The following is an 18,581-nucleotide window of genomic DNA, read 5'->3' as shown; positions in this document are numbered from 1 at the left end:
CTTAACCATGAATAAATCGAGCGTTAATAGATTCATTATATTTGGCACTTTTTAAGGTGTTTAGGTTTAAGTAAGGAAACAAGTCGTGTTACGAGAAATGGACATCTCAGACTATCAGCAGGTCATGAACCTTTGGTCTGAAACGGAAGGTATGCAATTAAGAGAAGCGGACTCGGAAGAAAACATCGGAAAGTATCTCGAGCGTAACCCAAACCTGAGTTTTGTTGCTTTGGAAGGGGAGCAGATCGTAGGGGCGATATTGGTGGGAACAGACGGTCGTCGTGGTTATATCCAACATTTAGCGGTATCGAAGGCTTGCCGTGGGCAGGGCTTAGGCGCAAAGCTGATATCAAACGCAGTGGACGCCTTATCATCCATAGGGATTGCTAAAACCCACTTGTTTGTCATCAACGACAACCTGAATGCACAAGCGTTTTATGAAAATATTGGCTGGCATCCACGAGATGAAATACGTATGTTTTCATTTAACGCATCAAACGTAGGCAACATCTAGGTGTAGACGCATTTCTTTTGCTGTCGATGCAAAGCTATGAACGACAGCATCACGCAAGACATAGCTTACGATAGGTATGGTCGATTTCATTGAGATTGTCTAATTTATAAAATTTTGCCGCGTTCTTCTCACAACTTGTCTCTAAGTCGCTGCTTCCGGTGTTCTTTGGGGAAGTATGCTCTATCTCATTGTTTTATTTATAATATTATTAATAGATATGTTGAATGTCTAACGCTTGTATAGATCATAAAATATATATTGCAAATATAAATGATATTTGTTTTCATTCGCTCCGGTTTGGATTTATAAATTAAAACGGAATTAGAAAATGGATAAGAGATTGAGCTTATCTCCTCTTGCTCTCGCAATTGGAGGTGCACTCACTGTGGCTGCTGGTATGACAAATGTTATGGCAGCGGAACAAGCCAAAGTGGACGAAACCGTTCAAGTTATCGGACATCAATACGAAGGGTATGCTGAGCATATGCCTCAGTCTGGCACTAAAACGGATGTCGAATGGCTAGATGTACCACAAGCCGTATCAGTGGTTACCAAGACTGAAATGGAGGACCGAGGCGCGGTACGTTTGGTCGATGCGCTTGATGGTGTTGCGGGCGTAAACAACACTCTTGGGGAAGGGAGTCGAGACCAATTTGTTATCCGAGGCTTTGATGCACTTAATGATACGTATCGTGATGGAATGCGTGATGATGGCACACTACAGTCTTATCGAAGTCTAGCGAATATTGAGCGTGTTGAAGTTGTCAAAGGCCCAGCCGGTGCGCTTTATGGTCGAGGTTCTGCTGGAGGCATTATCAATTTAGTCACTAAACGAGCCAATGGTGATAACTTCACCAGTGTTAAAGGTAGTGTTGGTAGCAATAGCCAATTTGTAGGCCAGCTCGATAGCTCTATGGCAATTTCTGACAAGGTAAATGGCCGTATCAACGTAGAGTACCGTCAAGCCGATTCTTATGTCGATCATGTTGATTCAAATGATTTCTTTATTGCACCTACCGTTCGATTGATGCCGTCTGACGGGCACACTATTGATCTCGATGTCGAATATGCTCATCAAGAGTTAGTTCCTTATCGTGGTGTTCCATCCAAAAATGGTAAACCAGTCGACGTTTCTGAAAGCACTTTTTATGGCGGGACCAATGATTATCAAAAGTCAGATAGTCTTCGAGTTGCGGTGAATTATGAATGGCGTCTAAACAGTGACTGGGTATGGACAAACCGTGCAGCATACAACCATATTGAGCTGGAACAAAAGGGTACTCGTCAAGGAACGGTGACAGGCGATCAAGTCTCTCAAACCGTGAATAATTTTGGCTACGACCCACGTACCACAACTACATTGCAATCGGAACTCGTTTGGGAAACCGATTCTAATCAGATGATGATAGGCGCGGATTTCAACCAGATTAATATTGACCTTGTCCTAGCCAGTGACAAAACGCTTCCATCTCAAGACATTTACAACCCTGTAGTGGGCCCTACGCCCGATCCTGGCTTCAAGCCTTTCCGAGACAATACAACTACAACTACAGGGGTTTACATTCAAGACGTTTATACCTTTGGTGATCTTTCGGTAATAGGCAATGTGCGTTACGACGCTATGGAGTTAGAGCAACAAAAGGCGGGCTCTGCCAAAGAGAACCTTGATGATAATAAAGTGAGCTACCGTGGTGGTTTGGTCTACCGTCTGACTGACGATATGTCTGTGTATGCGAGCTTAGCTCGTTCTTGGCAGCTACCTTATTCTGGTATCTACATCAATCCAAAGTTAGCGGAATTTTTCCATACAGACCTTAAAGAAGTCGGCGCGAAAGCTTACTTGCTAGATGATGCGTTGATGCTAAATGCCGCGATCTTCCAGATTGATCAAGAACAACCTCAAACTGATACCAATGGCGATGTGATTAATAAGATTGAAGCGCGTCACCAAGGTATTGAACTTGAAGCACGTGGCCAAATTACAGCTCAGTGGGATGTATCGGTTGGTTACAGCTATCTTGATGCGGAAGACAAAGATACAGGTAAAAAGCCCAATGACGTATCGGATCATTTGTTCTCACTTTGGAGCACCTACCAGCTAGACGATAACTGGCGCTTAGGTGGCGGTGTTAAATACGTTGGCGATCGTTATGCAGGCAACAACGAAGCCGTCGCATTAGGTGACTACACTACAGTCGATCTAATGGCCGCATATACTACGGGCCGTCATAAAGTTCAGGCGAATGCTTACAACGTCTTTGACGAGAAATACATTTTGGGAGCAACCAACGGTACATCTGGGACTAATCAGATCGGTTACGGTGCACCAGCTGAATTCATGCTGAGCTACGGTTACCAGTTCTAAAAGCCAGCTCGTTATATAGCTATTTTGATTTTCGCGAATTAGCGAATAGTTGACCTTAGTTTAGGTCATTTTAGCCCAAGGGTCAGAGCAGAAGCTCAAGAAATATATAGCTTTGGCCCTAACCTATGTACTTAGGAGATCTCCATGCTTTACCAGAATTTGGATGGTAACCCACATAAAAAATTAGAACAGAGTGCGCTACCTCAAGCGCATCATAAATTGCGTTTGAGTATTCTGGCTGTTGCCGTTGCTTCTATAACGGCGACTAACGCGTTTGCCGCTACTGAGGATCAAACCACGACGATGGAAACGGTCGTTGTAATGGGCAGTATCATCGGCAATTCTGACTTAGAAGATGTTAAAGAGTACCCAGGCGCTCGTACCGTACTTACGCAACAACAAATTAAGAAAACCGGGGCACTTTCGATTGATTCGGCATTTCAAAGTGTTCCTGGAATTAAAGTTCAGGACGAAACGGGTACTGGTGTACTACCTAATATTTCAGTACGTGGCTTAAAGGCGAGTCGCAGTGGTCATGCGCAATTTCTGATGGATGGCGTACCACTCACACTTGCGCCTTATGGTCATACAGGACAATCGATTTTCCCAGCGACACTTTCAATGCTTGATCGTATCGATATTGTGCGCGGCGGTGCGGCTGTTCAATATGGACCAAACAACGTAGGTGGTGTGATTAACTTAGTCACCAAACCTATTCCCCATAAATGGCAAACGGAAGTCAGCAATCGTTTGACCGTTTTCGAAGATGGGGATACACCTTTAAATGATTTTTACCTGCGTACGGGCGGTTGGCTTACTGATACTCTTGCGCTTCAAGTAGAGGGCAACTTTTTAAAAGGCGAAAGTTTCCGCGAACATTCCGACACGGACGTTAAGAACTTCCAAGCGAAACTGCAGTGGTTACTCAGCGATACTCAAGAGTTGCAAGCTTTCGTGCAGCGTTATGACGCTGATACCCAAATGCCTGGTGCTTTAGCGCCTGATGACTATGAAGATGATCGCACCCAATCCAAGCGGCCGTATGATGAATACCAAGGTGAGTCGACGCGTTGGAGCCTAAAGTACTTACATGATTTGAATATTGCTGATAGCGCAGAGTTAGAAATACTGACCTTTGGGCATCGTTCTGAACGCTTATTCCAGTGGGGTTACATTCGCACTCCGGGAGAGCAATGGTCTGATCCTACTCAGCCTTCGACTGACATTCGTACATCACCTCGTGCATTCAAGGTTTTTGGTGTTGAACCTAAACTTGCGATGTACTTTGATGGCAATACGATAACGCAAAATTGGATAGTTGGTGCACGCTATGTCAATGAAGATATTGATTACAAGCTTACACAGACACCGATTGCTGGTGGCGCGACGGAAACGAAACGTGATTGGCACTTAGATACAGACGCATTCGCTGGGTATGTCAGCAACGAAGTTGGATTGTTTAATGATGCCTTAAAGGTCACACCTGGTATTCGCTATGAATCGATAGGTATGGCATTTAAAGATCTAGGCACCGATCAGAACACAGACAATAAAGTGACTGAGTGGTTGCCGGGACTGACAGTGGCTTATCACCTGTCAGAGCAATGGGTGGGTTACACCAATGCGCAGAAATCATTACGAGCACCGCAAATTGCTTACGTTCGCGGTAAAGGTAAAGAGGGTAGTGAGCTTGCATGGAATTATGAGCTAGGTGCTCGTTATAATTTGGATACGACTAGCTTCAATATCGCGTTTTATAGAATCGATTTTGAAGATCAGTTGCAGTATCAAGTCCCAACTCGAACTTTTGAAAACATAGGAAAAACACTTCACCAAGGTGTCGAGATTTCAAGTCGTTATACTCCTAGTTCACTTCAGGCTCTGAGCTTAGGTGCAGGATATAACTATTTAGATGCGACGATTGAAGAAGAGGGAGACAACAAGGGGAATCAACTTCCTTATACCTCTAAACATCAATTTAGCTGGGATGCAACTTACGCATTTAGCAACTTAGATACGACTTTGTCTGGTTACTACTTCAGTGAATCATACTCTGACAACGCCAACACCAGTACTGAAGATCCCCTTGGTATAAGAGGAAAAGTACCAGCTTACATGGTATGGAACTTGAATCTTGGCTCCGATTTATATAAGGACGAGGATAGCAAACTGCGCGTCAACTTTGCGGTCAATAATTTGTTTGATGAGGATTATTACTTCCGCGGTATTGATACGAGTCCGGTGGGTCGTTACCCAGCCCCAGGTCGCTCTTACACCTTGGATCTGAATTACCAGTTCTAATCGATAATTTATTGAAATTCAATACAAATAAAAGTCGCCAATACTCTTGGCGGCTTTCACAGTTTTAGCGTTAGAGGATAATTTAATATGAGAAATGACTCTCAATCGGTTTCGACGAACGCACGATGCGCAATCAATAGTTTATGTGTAGGTTTCGCTTTGTTGGCGTGCTTAATCTCATTCTCTAGCTTTGCAATAACAAGGGTGATTCAAGATGAACAAGGTCAGTTCGAAATTAGTGCTACACCACAGCGAATCGTTGTACTAGAGTTCTCATTTGTAGATGCATTAGCGGCGGTAGGCGTTTCCCCTGTTGGTGTCGCTGATGACAATGACGCGACACGTGTGATTCCTGCGGTACGAGAGCTAGTGGATCCTTGGCAGTCTGTTGGTATGCGATCTCAACCTAGTTTAGAAGCTATCGCTATTCTAAAGCCTGATTTGATTATCGCAGATGCTGAACGTCACCGTACTGTTTATCAAGATCTACAGCGAATTGCGCCGACATTACTACTAAAAAGCCGAGGTGAAACTTATCACGAAAACTTAGAGTCAGCGGTCAAGATTGGTGTTGCTCTTGATAAGCAATCAGTTATGGAGCAAAGAATTAAACAGCATCAACAATCTATGCTTGATTTCAAGAGCCGATTCTCTCTAAAGCAAACCATACAGTTTGCTGTCGTGTCAGATAAAGGAATGTGGCTGCATAGCCCTGCGTCTTATGCTGGAGGCGTGCTGACGACATTAGGTATTGCGAGTCCAATTGAGGAGTCCACTGAAAAGGCATATTTGCCAACTAGCTTTGAATTGTTGTTGAAGACCAACCCTGACTGGTTACTTTTAGGGGCTTATTCTCACCCTAATGTAGTCAATGATTGGCAGAAAAACCCTCTGTTTGACCTGCTTACTTCAGCAAAAAACAAGCAAGTTGTTGAAGTTTCGCCAGCCCTTTGGTCGTTAAATCGTGGCATGTTAGCGGCTGAGCAGATGGCAAAAAATCTAGAACAGATTCTGGATCGATCATGAGAGCAATGTTGATCTCTAGAAGTGGGCGAAATCTGCTAATGTTGCCGTGGCGAGCCGCTGTATTTACCTTGTTAGTGTTGTGTTTGATGCTATCTGGCTATGCGGCCTCAATGCTCGGGTGGTCTAGCTTTTCCCTAACTTTGACTGATTTAATAGGTTACTGGTTTTCGTTTGATACGAGCAACATGACTCATCAAATCTTCGCGACTCTAAGAGCACCAAGAGCTTACGCTGGGTTATTAATTGGAGCGAGTTTAGCCGTCTCAGGCCTACTGATGCAGGGGTTAACACGAAACCCTCTCGCATCTCCTTCTATTCTTGGGATTAATTCTGGTGCGGCCTGTTTTATGGCTTTAGCGGCGATAGGTGTGCCTATTATCAGTGAGCTGAATCCAATTCTCAATGCCGTTATCGGAGCTTCGTTAAGTGGTGGTGCTGTGATGATTCTCGGCGGTTTTTTTTCTGCTCGTTCCCATCCATTGCGTTTGGTTTTGGCGGGGATTGCCATTACAGCATTGTTAATCGGGTTGACTCGAGCCGCACTGATTCTTGCTGATGACATGGCTTATAGCGTGTTGCATTGGCTTACTGGCTCTTTATCTACCGTGGACGATGATCAATGGCAAGTGCTGTGGCCGCCTGCAATGATCGGGTTAGGGCTAGCGATGAGTCTGGCGCGTAATCTCAATCTACTTGCGCTTGGTGAAGAAGTAGCGGTTGGGCTGGGCAGCAATATCCGTCTTACTAGATTTATTTGTAGTGTGACCATCGTTTTGTTGGCTGGTGCAAGTGTTGCTATTGCTGGACCGATTGGTTTTGTCGGGTTGCTAGTTCCTCATCTAGTCAGACCTATGCTTGGGTACAACTACTATGTGTTGATACCTGTTTCCGCCATGGCGGGGGCTGCGTTGGTATCTTGGTCAGATGCCTTATCAAGAGCGATTGCTTTTCCGACTGAAACGCCCGTGGGTGTCATTACCGCTTTGATAGGGACGCCTTGTTTTATTCTCATTGCGACGAGGAAGTCTTAATGCATCATAACGCGAAAGTATGGTTGTTGCTTGGGTTACTCATATTGATAGCCTTTTCTGGTTTGTTTGTTGGGGCAGCATCAGTCTCTAGTATTCAAGTGATACAGAACCTAATCGCTTTTTCTAGTGATGATTTTGTTATACAGCAGTATCGGTTACCACGTATGTTACTCGCGGTCAGCGTGGGGGCAGGGTTAGGTCTTTCAGGCGTGTTAGTACAAGGGGTAATACGCAATCCCCTAGCGTCTCCTGATCTGATGGGAATTAGCGCTGGAGCTGGCCTGGCTGCTACCGCGAGTTTGGTGTGGTCACCTAATGCATCAGTGAGTTTACTTCCGATATTTGCGATGTTCGGCGGTGTGGTTGCAGCTGGATTGATTGCTTTCTTGGCGTGGTGGTCTAAACCAACACCGGCCAAACTGGCACTGATCGGTATTGCGGTGAGCGCGTTTCTAGCAAGTTGTATTGACTTCTTACTCGTCACGAACCCAATTGAGATCAACACCGCTATGGTGTGGTTAACAGGGAGTCTTTGGGGGAGGAATTGGCAGCAAGTTCCATTTATTTGGGGAGCGTTGGTTTTACTACTGCCATTGGCACTTTGGCTTGCTTGGCGTTTGGACGTGTTAGGGTTGGGTGAGGAAAGTGCGACTACATTGGGCATTAAGCCGAAACAGATTCAGATTCTTGCATTGTTGGCGGCTGTCTTACTTGCGAGCGTCAGCGTTTCAGTGGCAGGAACGATCAGTTTCGTTGGATTATTGGCTCCGCACTTAGCCCGCTTATTGTTTGGGCATAATCATAAATTGTTAATTCCGGCATCGGCTTTACTTGGGGCCACTTTAGTGACTGTTGCAGATGCGTTAGCTAGGGGCTTGAACCCTCCAACAGAGTTGCCAGCTGGCGTGCTTACGTCAGTGATTGGTGCACCTTATTTCATTTTTCTTCTTCATCGTTATCGAGGTTGGTAACCATGCTAAAAACGCAAAATCTTTCGGTTGCATACGGCAAAAAAACGATCATCCCAAACCTCACGGTTTCAATCCCTAAAGGGAAGATTACCGCGCTAATAGGCCCCAATGGATGTGGTAAGTCAACCTTGTTAAAAACTTTGGTAAGAATTAATAAACCAATGTCAGGGCAGGTGCTGTTTGAAGGTAAACCGCTATCAAGTTATGGCGATAAAGTGCTCGCGCGTTCTTTGTCACTTTTGCCACAAATTCTAGTTAGTCCAGAAGGTATTACCGTTAGAAAATTGGTGGAGTATGGCCGTTCACCTTATGTTTCACATTGGGGAAAGTTAGGTAAAGACGATCAAATCATTGTCGAACAAGCAATGCGTGATACAGGTGTACGTGAGTATGCTGACCAGCCGGTTGAATCTTTGTCCGGAGGTCAAAGGCAGAGAGCATGGATCGCAATGGTGATTGCACAAGATACGGACATCGTAATGCTTGATGAGCCTACTACATATTTAGATATGTCTCATCAAGTCGAGCTAATGAGTTTAATGCAAAAAATGAATGACAAAGGTAAAACGGTGGTTGTCGTGCTCCACGACCTGAATCAAGCGTGTCGTTACTGCGATCATTTAGTGGTCTTAAAGCAGGGCCGTGTTGTGGTTGAAGGGGCTCCTGATCATGTGATAACGGAGGCGTTGCTTGACGATGTTTTTGATTTGAATGCGAAAGTTTTCCGCGATCCGATTTCAAATACCCCAATGTGCGTGGCGCTCTAGCTGTTGTTCGACTTTTCATTGTTATAAGACTGGCATTCCCAAACCAGATGATTTGTTTGCGTTGTCTCTCGAAGCTCTGGGTTGGGAACTTGGTCATTGAAACCACATTTATTCCTTATCAAAACCATCAACAATAATGGCGCCCATTGATGCTGGCATGGTGATAACGATGACTCGTTTTAACGCGACCAAAGGAGAATCAATTACAGGAAGTTTATCAATGCACAGTAGTACTAAAGCGACGACCATCATGGTCAATATATAGGCAATCGTGATACGCAATACAAATTCTATGACTCTGCCGCTGATATTTCTTTGGTAAACACTCTCAAAAGCATAAATTGATAAGAACAGGCATGATAGGAGAGAAAGTAACGCTAGGTTGGTCGTAGGTAAACTTTCTCCTAACTGCCAGGCTTCCTCAGAAAACGAGATAGGCACAGCGAGAGCAAATGCGCCAACAAAAATTTGTCCGGCATCTTCAAGGTTAAAACTCTTTGACACGCAACCTCCTAAGTATTGGCATGTTTGTTGGTGAAACTACTATGATTAGTATACCGTAGGAATTGGGTCTTGCTCGTGTAACTCTTTAAAACAGATGAGTTTTCGTTATAAATGAGGAAAAGCATGTTTCAATCAGTCTACTGAGAAAAAGCCACGAATGAACGGTTACACTCATAGGTTATGCTTGGTAGGTATCTTAATAAGTCTCTGGTTATGACCTAAACGCCTTAACAAATAATCAAATTGAATAAATAACTGAGACGATAAATGCGAACTAACGCACTATAACTAAATGTCTTTACTCTAAGTTGACTATTCAAGAGAGTATTTTAGTGAAGGTAATTATTATCGATTGATGACCTGGCTTTTCACTTGAGAATATTTGGAAAACGTTAGTAACTTGTCGTACTTATCTCACCATCGATCACGCGATTGATTTCACAGGCTTTCGTAATTCTAGGTCGGTCATTGTACATACATTTAAACAACGACGTTCTTAGTGAATCACTTAAGCCTGTGATAGTGAAGCTCAGAGCAAGATTTTTGTTGCTTTGACTCTCTATTTAGCACTTTTATTTAGTAACTAGGGTTCATAATACTAGCCGTTCGTTCGAGTACATCTAACCCTTGCTGCTTTAACCAGTATGGGAGATCGATCAGAACCCAGTTCTCTGACAGCTTATCGTCTTCTCGATAATACACATCCACGACTTGCATATGAGCTCGCGTTTCGCCGCCCGTCATACCCAAAAAACCACCTATCGGTGTGTTGGATAGGTTAGGCCAACCAAAGAAACAGGCGAATTTTCCCTCGGCAAATCGACAAACGTGCCCATTAAATGTCTTATCTTTAAGGTTTTGTCGAAATGGCAGTTGATGCTGTTGTTGATAACGCGGAATTGTATAAGTTGCACCAATTCCGCAAGGTCCATACCAGAGCATATCTTTAGACCATGTTTTCTCTAAAACCTCAGGTGGGCAGCCCATAGAACCACTTTCATTCAGTGTTGAAAGGTCATCCACCATCTGGTTCACAAGCGCTAGTGTCTGAACGCCTTCTTCCGGTTTAGCATCTTCAAACAGTAAACCATCATGATTTCTTGGCCCCGGATAAACAAAGTGTCGTCCTGTAGATGGAGGTAGTGGGTAACAGCCGGCTTGATCCATTACACCCAATAAATCAATGAACAGACCTGTTTTTGTTATCTTGTCATTTTCTACGCAGCTAAATTCTGCATAGCGGATATTCATGATTTTCCCGGTTGGGCGAATCCCTAAATACTCGGCGTCAAAGAGTCCCATAAAATGGCCCATACTCATAACCCACACTTCATCGCTCTCAACTTCATTTTCGCCAGCAATGAAAATATCTTGGCGACGCTGCATGCGCGTTATTGATTTCATTAGTGGCGACCAAAATACCTCTGCCGCTGCCTGCGCACCCTCTTGCTCTCGGAATGGGTAGACGCCGCGAAAAACATAATCTTCAGAGGTATGTTCCTTAAGTACATTGACCACGTTTTCATGACTTGCTTGTTCAATAGCGTCAAAGTAGGCTCGAACAATACGTTTTGCATTTTGAAATTTAGACATATCCCTTTCTCGTCTCAAGTTTATGAAAGTATTAAGTTTGTGGAAGTTAATGGATTGTGGGAGTAAAAGTTCTGTGGAAGTGAGCGTTTGTGCGAATCATCAGCGACAGGGAGAGTATTACCTCTCCCAGTTGAAGCTGTTTTCACATTGAGCCGTTTTAACCCAGCCCAAGTAAAATCTGTTTGGAAATCGCTACCTCATCAATTAAGGTGTACTCGCGGCGAATACCCCAAGGTCCAAACTCGGCATGAGAGATCCCCATTATATACACTGGCTGCTGAGTTGGTTTACCAAGTAAACCGTAACCGCTGTGAGTACCTTGCAACGACCAACGAATAGCGGCTCTTGGCGACATCATCGGATCGTCATTGCCCATCACGTGCTCAATCTTGAACTCAGCGTCGGGTAGGCTCGAGCGCAAGCTCAACCAGAAATGGTCTATTTCGCCATGCGATAGTGCGGTTCGATTGCTAGCGTATTCACCGATACAAGCTCGGTCGTAAACCGTTGGAATCACCGAAAACTCGGCGTGCATGATGCGTGTCAACGTATCTCGATACGCCTCACCCCATTCACTTTTATTGCCGGCACCTTGGTATGGTCCTTGAACATCTATCTCAGGTGTAAAGGGCTGAACACAGCGCTCCAGTCCACCCTCCAATTCAATGAGTTCGCTTGCGTACTCCATTGGCGTTTTCCCAAGTTGAAGCGCTATAGCACCTTGGTCTCTCACCAACCATTCATCATTAATCTGATCGTTAATAGCGTGACAATCCGCTAAAATTCTGTACTTAATTAATTTTCCCGTAGGTGCACCATAAGCTCCCGCATGGCTATGTGTTGCGGTACACAACAAACGGTGTGATGAAAGCAAGCCTTGCTCGGGAGTACCTGTCCAAATGACATCTTCTCCAAAGAGTTGGCGATCGGGTAATTCAGCTAAAGTCGACATTGTCGCAGCAATGACGCCCTCATTGCCTTGTACTACTGAAGCTGGTGAACGAACGATAATATCGGGTGCATAATAGTGTTTTAGTGTATGCACACCACGATCTTCCCAAATCTCTTTCGTTACACCAATAATGTAATCTGGAAAATCTTTCCATTTAGGATTAAAGCCTTTCATTTCAATATTCTTCCACCGTTATTATTAACCTTTAACTGCGCCTTGAGTTAGGCCCGATACAATCTGTTTTTGGAACACGATAACCAACAAGAAGAGAGGTGCTGTAATTGACACTGCAGCGGCAACCGCCTCTACTTGGTCTGTCATTGTGGTTTCTCGATTAAAATATTGGCTAATTGCTGGCACCATAGTTTGTGACTGGGCGTCCAATAGTAGCGAGGTTACAAGGAAATCGTTGTACCCCAATAGGAACGAGAATAGCCCTGCAGTGATGATTCCAGGCCAGGCGACTGGAAGTACAGCACGTCGGAAGGCTTCAAAGCGAGTGCAACCATCGACCATTGCTGCCTCGTCGAGATCTTGCGGGATATTTTGGAAAAATGAGCGTAACATCCAAATTGTGAATGGTTGGTTGATGGCGACAAGCACAATGATAATCGCCATTGGTTTACCATAAAGTGTTGGCGCAGCGTCACTAAACAGTCCGAAGAACCATCCTGTCCAAGCACTCTCCCATAGCGGTGCTAAGATCTCGCTTGAATTGATAAATGCTGGTAAGTAGCCCGCAACGAGTACTGAGTGAGGCAGCGCGCGTAAGATCAAGGCGATTATCAAAAGCCAGAAAGCCAAGTTTGAATTGGTACGGGACAACGCATAGCCTGCTAGTGTACCTATCGATAGCGATATACAAACGACACCCGCTGTAACAATCATTGAGTTCGTAAATTGATTGTAAAAGCCATTCTCTAGCCATACTGCTTGATAGTGTTGCCAAGTAAAACCAATGATCGGTTCTACTAGACCACCAATGAAAGGGATCGATCCGAGCGTAAATGTCGCCATAAAGTTCATAGCAGGAATCACAACAAATGCTCCGATTACAATCGCTAGAACGTACACAGCTGAAGCAAGTGAATAGCTTATCCACTGTGGACGTGGTGTGTCACTTCTGGTCGATAAATAGTCCACTAACTTGGTACCATACTTGGCTGGCGCTTTGAACACAAGGTAGGCAAAGCTTGCCCAAAGCATCACTTGAAATGTCGATATTCCACCGACACTCTGCAAGGTTTCGAAACCCATCAATACTTGTAATGGATTATTGGCAAATGAATCCATTGGTAGTTTGAACGACATTACCGCTATCCACACCAATGGGAAGGAAGCAATTAAAACCCAGGCTGCTAAAAGTGTATTCGTGGTCAATTTCAAGCTAAGAGGCTGACGAAACGCTCGTGGTACTTCTGAAATAATCATGAATTAAATCCTTTAATTTCTAGACTAACTACGTTTGTGATCGCGCCAAGTACGTTGTAGTACTGGAATCAGCAGCAATACAATGCCCACTAGAGTCAGCATGGAAGAAGCTGAAGCACGCGAGATCGAACGGTTACCCGTGTTGTCCGGTGTGAGTAGGTCAAACGTCAGCCACTGCAATGAAATCACATGAGCTTCACTGCTAAACCCGATCACTTCTTCAAACACTCGGTATGCATCCATTAAATGCACCATCGAAACGAAAATAATGAGCGGCATTAAGTGGGGAATAATGACCGAGCGTGTGCGTTCCCAGCGTGAAGCACCGTCAACAATCGCAGCATCTAATGTGTCTTGATTGACTGATTGCAACCCGGCATAGAAAATGATGAAAGCAAAAGGAGCCACATGCCATACACGATAAAACATCATGAGTATTTCAATGGTCCACGATTGTGCAAACATCGCAAACTCATAACCCAGCAAATGATTAATCCCTGCACTCAAAATACCATCGCTGACAAACAACCAACGGATTGATAGCGCACCAATTACAGGCGTTATGATAAACGGCAGTAACGAGATAAAGATAATTGGGCCACGTAAAGATTTAACGGTGTTGTGAACCGCAATCGCCAATGCCAATCCTAAACCAAGTACCAACGGCAGGGTGATGAGGGTAAAAGTTAGGGTAAAGCGTAGTGCTTTGTAGAAGTCGATGGAAAATATACTTGATATGCTTTCACCTTCTCCGGTTAATGCAGCCACAACACGTTCTGGCTGTAGCATCTCTCGATAGCTATCGAGACCAACAAATTCGGTAACTTGAATTGGTTTACCTTCACTATCAAATGTTGGTCGGCTTGTGATTTCGGTGGTACAGATTTGCTCCATAAAGCCTGGGGAGCACTTTTCAATTTTCACTTCTTCAAAAACAGGCTTGGTCACATGTAGACTTTGCCAAAAAACACTCACCAGTGGTGCGGCAATAAAAAACACCATCATAAAAATTGAAGGGGCAATAAATGCCAGAAAGGTACTGCGTCGCATTACTTTCTCCTGAAATGTACGTCGTCCTGACATCACCTGCGTATACTAGCTCCGGTGCGGCTAGTTAAGCGCAAACGGAAGTTCATTCTAGAACCGAACAGGGGATGGAATCGCTACCTCTAAAAAACGACGAGGTAGCGTTTGAGTCTTACAGTAGTCCTGATTCCTTAGCGGTCGTCAGGTATTTAGATTCAATTTCTTGCAAGGTTTGTTCAAGGGATGTGTCACCAACTAGGTAGTTAGATACTGTTGTACCTAAGGCTGCTTGCATCATTCCCATAGGTACTGACGCAGGATAAGCAGGTGTGCCACTTTGGGCATTAGCAATTGAACCCGTTGAATACTTACTTGGTTTGTAACCTTTAACAAGCCATGTCGCCACTGTGCTATTGGTGTTCGCCATCTCAGGTGTTAGCGTCGATATGGCAGTGCGAAATGCGGCTTCAGCTTCTTCATCACTAATGTTGGCGGCGATAGTCATGCCATCCCACCATAAGGTAGCAGCGGGTTTACCTCCAGGGACAGCAGATGGTGCGGCGGCAAATGCAATTTTACCCGCGACTAAAGATTCGGCTTCATCATCGACGGCACTTGCGCGTGATGCCCAGAGGTTGGCTATGGCAGCTTTGTCTTGTTGTAACTTCTTTTGAACCTGCGTGGAGTCGGCAATGAGATATTCCGGATCCATATATTCTGTCAACGCTTTCATAGTAGTCAGGGTTTGCTTACCAGCTTCACTATTCACCATTGGTTGGTTTGATTCATCAAAAAACTGACCACCATAACTCATGTATAAATTGGTAAACTCCATCCCTAAGTTCCAACCTGTTTTATAGGTGCCTGTTAAAGGGTATTCCATAATCCCAGCGTCACGAATCTTTTTCGCTGCTGATAGAACTTCATCGTAAGTGGTCGGAGTCGGAATTTTCAGCTGATCCAAAATGTCTTGGCGATAGATGAGGTGCTGACTATTAATCATCATCGCAATCGCCATGATTTTTCCATCGACTTTAATTAATTGATTTGGTGATAAATGCTGTCCGTATTTGGCTACCAAATCGTCTAATGGACGAATCGTTTTTTCATTGAGTAGGGGTTGAATCGTTTCGTTTGATACCCCTGCAATATGATAAAGTGAAGGTTGAGTTGCGAATGCTGCAGGTTGTTTAATCTTAAATTCATTATCTAATTCAGCAGATACATTGCCGCATTTTTGCATCTCATTCGTGATCACTTTCCACGCTTGAAAGCTCGCAGAGAGTGACTTAACTTCTGTCTCGTTAGTAAAACCACAGTCAGCGTACGCGGAAGTCGCTAGCAAAGATGAACTAATGGCAACCGCGGCTAAAACTCTTTTAAACATTATAAAATCCTTTATTTTTCTGTTCGTCCCGCCAATCTAGATAAGTAAAAGCTCAATATATCCAGTTGAAGGCGTCCATCATCAAGCTGATACTTATCTGGATTAGAACTAGATTCTTTGACCGGTTTGTTTGTCGAATAGATGACAATGCGAGACATCGAGCTCAAAACTAATCGGCTGGTCGATATCAATTCTGAAATGCTTATCGGCTTTCGCCGCAAACAGTGCACTTCCCGTTTTAACCGTCACCATTGTGGCATCACCCAACAGTTCCATACTATAAACCGGTGCGCTGACCGCAATCTGAGGCTCAAACTCTTGGCGTTTTCGAGCCGCTGACCCAAGTTCGCTGTAGCTGTTGTAAAGCGGTACAGAATTGAGTGCTTGATGTTCTGTAACTTGCGCATCCTCTGCTCGATAACCCAAGATAACGTCACCCGTCACCTCTGTGCTTAAGCCACTGATACGGATATTCTCTGCTTCAAAGACACCGTCTTTAATGGTGCCCTCGACCAAGTTCATAGCAGGTGAGCCTATAAAACTTGCCACGAATACGTTGGCGGGGTTGTTATAAATTTCGGTTGGAGTACCTACTTGTTGAATCTCTCCACCATTCATTACAACTACTCGGTCAGCAAGTGTCATTGCTTCGATCTGATCGTGGGTAACGTAAATGGTGGTGACTTTTAGCTCATGCTGAAGATGCTTCAATTGAGCGCGTGTTGATACTCTAAGCTTGGCATCTAGGTTGGATAAAGGTTCGTCCATCAGGAATACGGTAGGTTCACGTACAACAGCTCGTGCGAGGGCTACACGTTGTCGTTGCCCACCCGATAGTTCTCTAGGATAACGATCAAGAAGATCCCCTAACTCCACCATTTCTGCTGCACGCTTAACTCTTTCATCGTGAGTCGCAGCATCAACTTTTCGAACTTTAAGTGGAAAACGAATATTTTCGTAGATGGTGAGGTTGGGGTACAGACCATAGCTTTGGAATACCATTGCGACGTCTCTGTCCTTGGGATCAAGTTCATTAACCACGCGATCTCCAATGTGAATTTCCCCACTTGAAGGGTCTTCCAAGCCCGCAATCATGCGCATCGTTGTTGTCTTACCGCATCCTGACGGCCCAAGAAAAACCACGAACTCTTGGTCTTTAATGTCTAGATTGACGTCGTTTACACCGTAGACTTTTCCCCACTTCTTAGTAAGGGATTTCAGTTGTATTCTAGCCACACTTCCTCCGAAGTAACATATTTGCAACAAGTTTATTAAAACTTTTCACATTATGAATACGAATGCAAATTTAAAAATAGGTACGTTGTGAATAATGAGACTTTGAGCAAAAAATAGCCATTGAATTACAGTCTTGAAAAAAGCAAATTTTTAGAGATTAAGTCTATTACATGGTTATATTCTGGGGTTTAAAGCTATTTTTGTTAATTTTATTGATACTTAGTTAAAGAAATGGCCGATAAATAATAACAGTAATCAGTGAAACAAGTTGTTTACAAATTGCAGTTCAGTGAGTAAAGATTACTTAGCTTATCGGTGGATAGGTATCCATCAATTCTTCATTAAACTTTTCTACTCAATAGACGAACATCCATTCGGAGAAATCTATGTCTACTTCACCATCAATAAAAAGTGCCAAAAAGCTCATCAAGCAGCTTTGGAAACATCTCGCTCATCCGGAATCACAATATCTTCTGCCAAACAAAGCAGCCTTCTCTAACGACGTTGACTTTTACGGCCCACAGCCGATTGGACAACTCTCCGGAGTTGAAGCAGTTTTTCAAAGCGTTTATCAGCCATTAGCGAGAACATTTCCACAAATACAGCGCAAAGATTATCTGTTTTTAGGTGGTGAGTTTGAAGGTGGGACTTGGGTGGTTTCAGCAGGGGAGTTTGTTGGAACAATGCAAGCGCCTTATGTTGGTATCCCACCGGCTAAACAACCCGTACGGTTTCGCTTTGGCGAGTTTTATAAGGTCGTTGATCAGCAGATTGTAGAAATACTCTGCCTGTTTGACATTCTCGGACTATCCGCACAAGCCGGTTTCCCGTTGTTACCACCCTTTGAAGGCAGAAGTGAGGTGGCACCCGGGCCTGCTTTAGATAATGGTTTGTGTTATGAAGACCAAGATCCTGATGAATCAAGGAAAACGCTTGAGCTTGTCGAAGATATGCTAGGCGGCTGTAATCGACTAAAGGGTAGCCAACTTGCCAGCATGGGAATGGCTGATTTTTGGCATGAAGACATGGTATGGCATGGACCGTGGGGAGTCGGGTCTTGTTACGGATTTGAAGAGTTTCAAAAGTATGCTCAAGGGCCATCGGTCGCAAGCTTCCCAGGTCGTACCGGCGGTTATCACAGAGCTCGTATCGCTGATGGTTTAACGGCAGCCTTTACTGGTTGGCCAAGTTTGAAAGGTCACTTCACAGGCAAACCGTTTAGAGGCTTTCAACCTACTGGTGGTGCAATAGGTATGAACATCATGGACTTCTACGTTCGAAGAGATGACAAACTTCATGAAAACTGGGTGCTTATTGACCTCATTGAGTTTGGCCAACAGTGTGGAGTTAATTTACTCGATAAACTTCCCAAATCGACGAATGAATTAGTGGAAGAAATTTAAAAGAGACTGACTACGAATCCAATTAAGATAAGTTCCAATTGATTCAATATATTGCAAATCACATCCAGCATTAA

15 protein-coding genes are annotated in these 18,581 nt (G+C 44.1%); 8 read left to right on the top strand and 7 right to left on the bottom strand.

Translation table 11 applies throughout. The features are described 5' to 3' along the window. Positions 1-97 precede the first annotated feature (97 nt). From vsple_RS20680 to fecE, 7 genes are all read left to right on the top strand, one after another. Entirely contained in the window at positions 98-514 is a 417-nt protein-coding gene (locus tag vsple_RS20680; RefSeq protein ID WP_261884344.1) for a GNAT family N-acetyltransferase, read from the top strand. Between the two features lie 328 nt (positions 515-842). Next, the gene (locus vsple_RS20675; RefSeq protein ID WP_261884286.1) at positions 843-2,879 is read left to right on the top strand and encodes a TonB-dependent receptor; all 2,037 of its coding nucleotides are present in this window, start codon (positions 843-845) and stop codon (positions 2,877-2,879) included. 144 nt (positions 2,880-3,023) lie between these two features. Next, positions 3,024-5,180, top strand: coding sequence for a TonB-dependent receptor family protein (locus vsple_RS20670; protein ID WP_261884285.1), 2,157 nt, complete (start codon positions 3,024-3,026; stop codon positions 5,178-5,180). 87 nt (positions 5,181-5,267) lie between these two features. Further along, the gene (locus vsple_RS20665) at positions 5,268-6,206 is read left to right on the top strand and encodes a Fe(3+) dicitrate ABC transporter substrate-binding protein (protein ID WP_261884284.1); all 939 of its coding nucleotides are present in this window, start codon (positions 5,268-5,270) and stop codon (positions 6,204-6,206) included. Then, entirely contained in the window at positions 6,203-7,237 is a 1,035-nt protein-coding gene (locus tag vsple_RS20660; protein ID WP_261884283.1) for a FecCD family ABC transporter permease, read from the top strand. The genes vsple_RS20665 and vsple_RS20660 overlap by 4 nt, the downstream gene beginning before the upstream one ends. Further along, positions 7,237-8,208 (top strand): FecCD family ABC transporter permease, encoded by a 972-nt coding sequence (locus tag vsple_RS20655; RefSeq protein WP_261884282.1) that lies wholly within the window; start codon positions 7,237-7,239, stop codon positions 8,206-8,208. The genes vsple_RS20660 and vsple_RS20655 overlap by 1 nt, the downstream gene beginning before the upstream one ends. A 2-nt stretch (positions 8,209-8,210) precedes the next feature. Continuing rightward, a complete protein-coding gene (gene fecE, locus vsple_RS20650; protein ID WP_261884281.1) occupies positions 8,211-8,975 on the top strand; it encodes a Fe(3+) dicitrate ABC transporter ATP-binding protein FecE in 765 nt (254 codons plus the stop codon). Between the two features lie 108 nt (positions 8,976-9,083). Here fecE and vsple_RS20645 read toward each other — a convergent pair whose 3' ends face one another. The 7 genes from vsple_RS20645 to vsple_RS20615 all read right to left on the bottom strand — a co-directional run bounded on the left by vsple_RS20645 (position 9,084) and on the right by vsple_RS20615 (position 17,104). After that, entirely contained in the window at positions 9,084-9,479 is a 396-nt protein-coding gene (locus vsple_RS20645; protein ID WP_261884280.1) for a DUF2391 family protein, read from the bottom strand. A 576-nt stretch (positions 9,480-10,055) separates the two neighbouring features. Further along, positions 10,056-11,072, bottom strand: a complete 1,017-nt coding sequence (locus tag vsple_RS20640; RefSeq protein WP_261884279.1) for a nuclear transport factor 2 family protein — start codon at positions 11,070-11,072, stop codon at positions 10,056-10,058. A gap of 157 nt (positions 11,073-11,229) precedes the next feature. Next, positions 11,230-12,204 (bottom strand): nuclear transport factor 2 family protein, encoded by a 975-nt coding sequence (locus vsple_RS20635; RefSeq protein WP_261884343.1) that lies wholly within the window; start codon positions 12,202-12,204, stop codon positions 11,230-11,232. Positions 12,205-12,222: 18 nt separating this feature from the next. Continuing rightward, positions 12,223-13,455 (bottom strand): carbohydrate ABC transporter permease, encoded by a 1,233-nt coding sequence (locus vsple_RS20630; protein WP_261884278.1) that lies wholly within the window; start codon positions 13,453-13,455, stop codon positions 12,223-12,225. Between the two features lie 24 nt (positions 13,456-13,479). Continuing rightward, on the bottom strand, positions 13,480-14,505 hold the full coding sequence (locus vsple_RS20625) for a carbohydrate ABC transporter permease (RefSeq protein WP_255232925.1): 1,026 nt from the start codon (positions 14,503-14,505) through the stop codon (positions 13,480-13,482). A 148-nt stretch (positions 14,506-14,653) separates the two neighbouring features. Further along, the gene (locus vsple_RS20620; RefSeq protein ID WP_261884277.1) at positions 14,654-15,868 is read right to left on the bottom strand and encodes an ABC transporter substrate-binding protein; all 1,215 of its coding nucleotides are present in this window, start codon (positions 15,866-15,868) and stop codon (positions 14,654-14,656) included. A gap of 108 nt (positions 15,869-15,976) precedes the next feature. Continuing rightward, entirely contained in the window at positions 15,977-17,104 is a 1,128-nt protein-coding gene (locus vsple_RS20615) for an ABC transporter ATP-binding protein (protein WP_255232927.1), read from the bottom strand. A 386-nt stretch (positions 17,105-17,490) separates the two neighbouring features. Between vsple_RS20615 and vsple_RS20610 the strand changes: the two genes are divergently transcribed. Next, the gene (locus vsple_RS20610) at positions 17,491-18,507 is read left to right on the top strand and encodes a nuclear transport factor 2 family protein (RefSeq protein ID WP_261884276.1); all 1,017 of its coding nucleotides are present in this window, start codon (positions 17,491-17,493) and stop codon (positions 18,505-18,507) included. Positions 18,508-18,581 lie beyond the last annotated feature (74 nt).

The sequence above is a fragment of the Vibrio pelagius genome (assembly GCF_024347575.1).
Classification (GTDB): Bacteria; Pseudomonadota; Gammaproteobacteria; order Enterobacterales; family Vibrionaceae; genus Vibrio; species Vibrio pelagius.
This window is presented reverse-complemented; position numbering and strand designations above follow the sequence as displayed.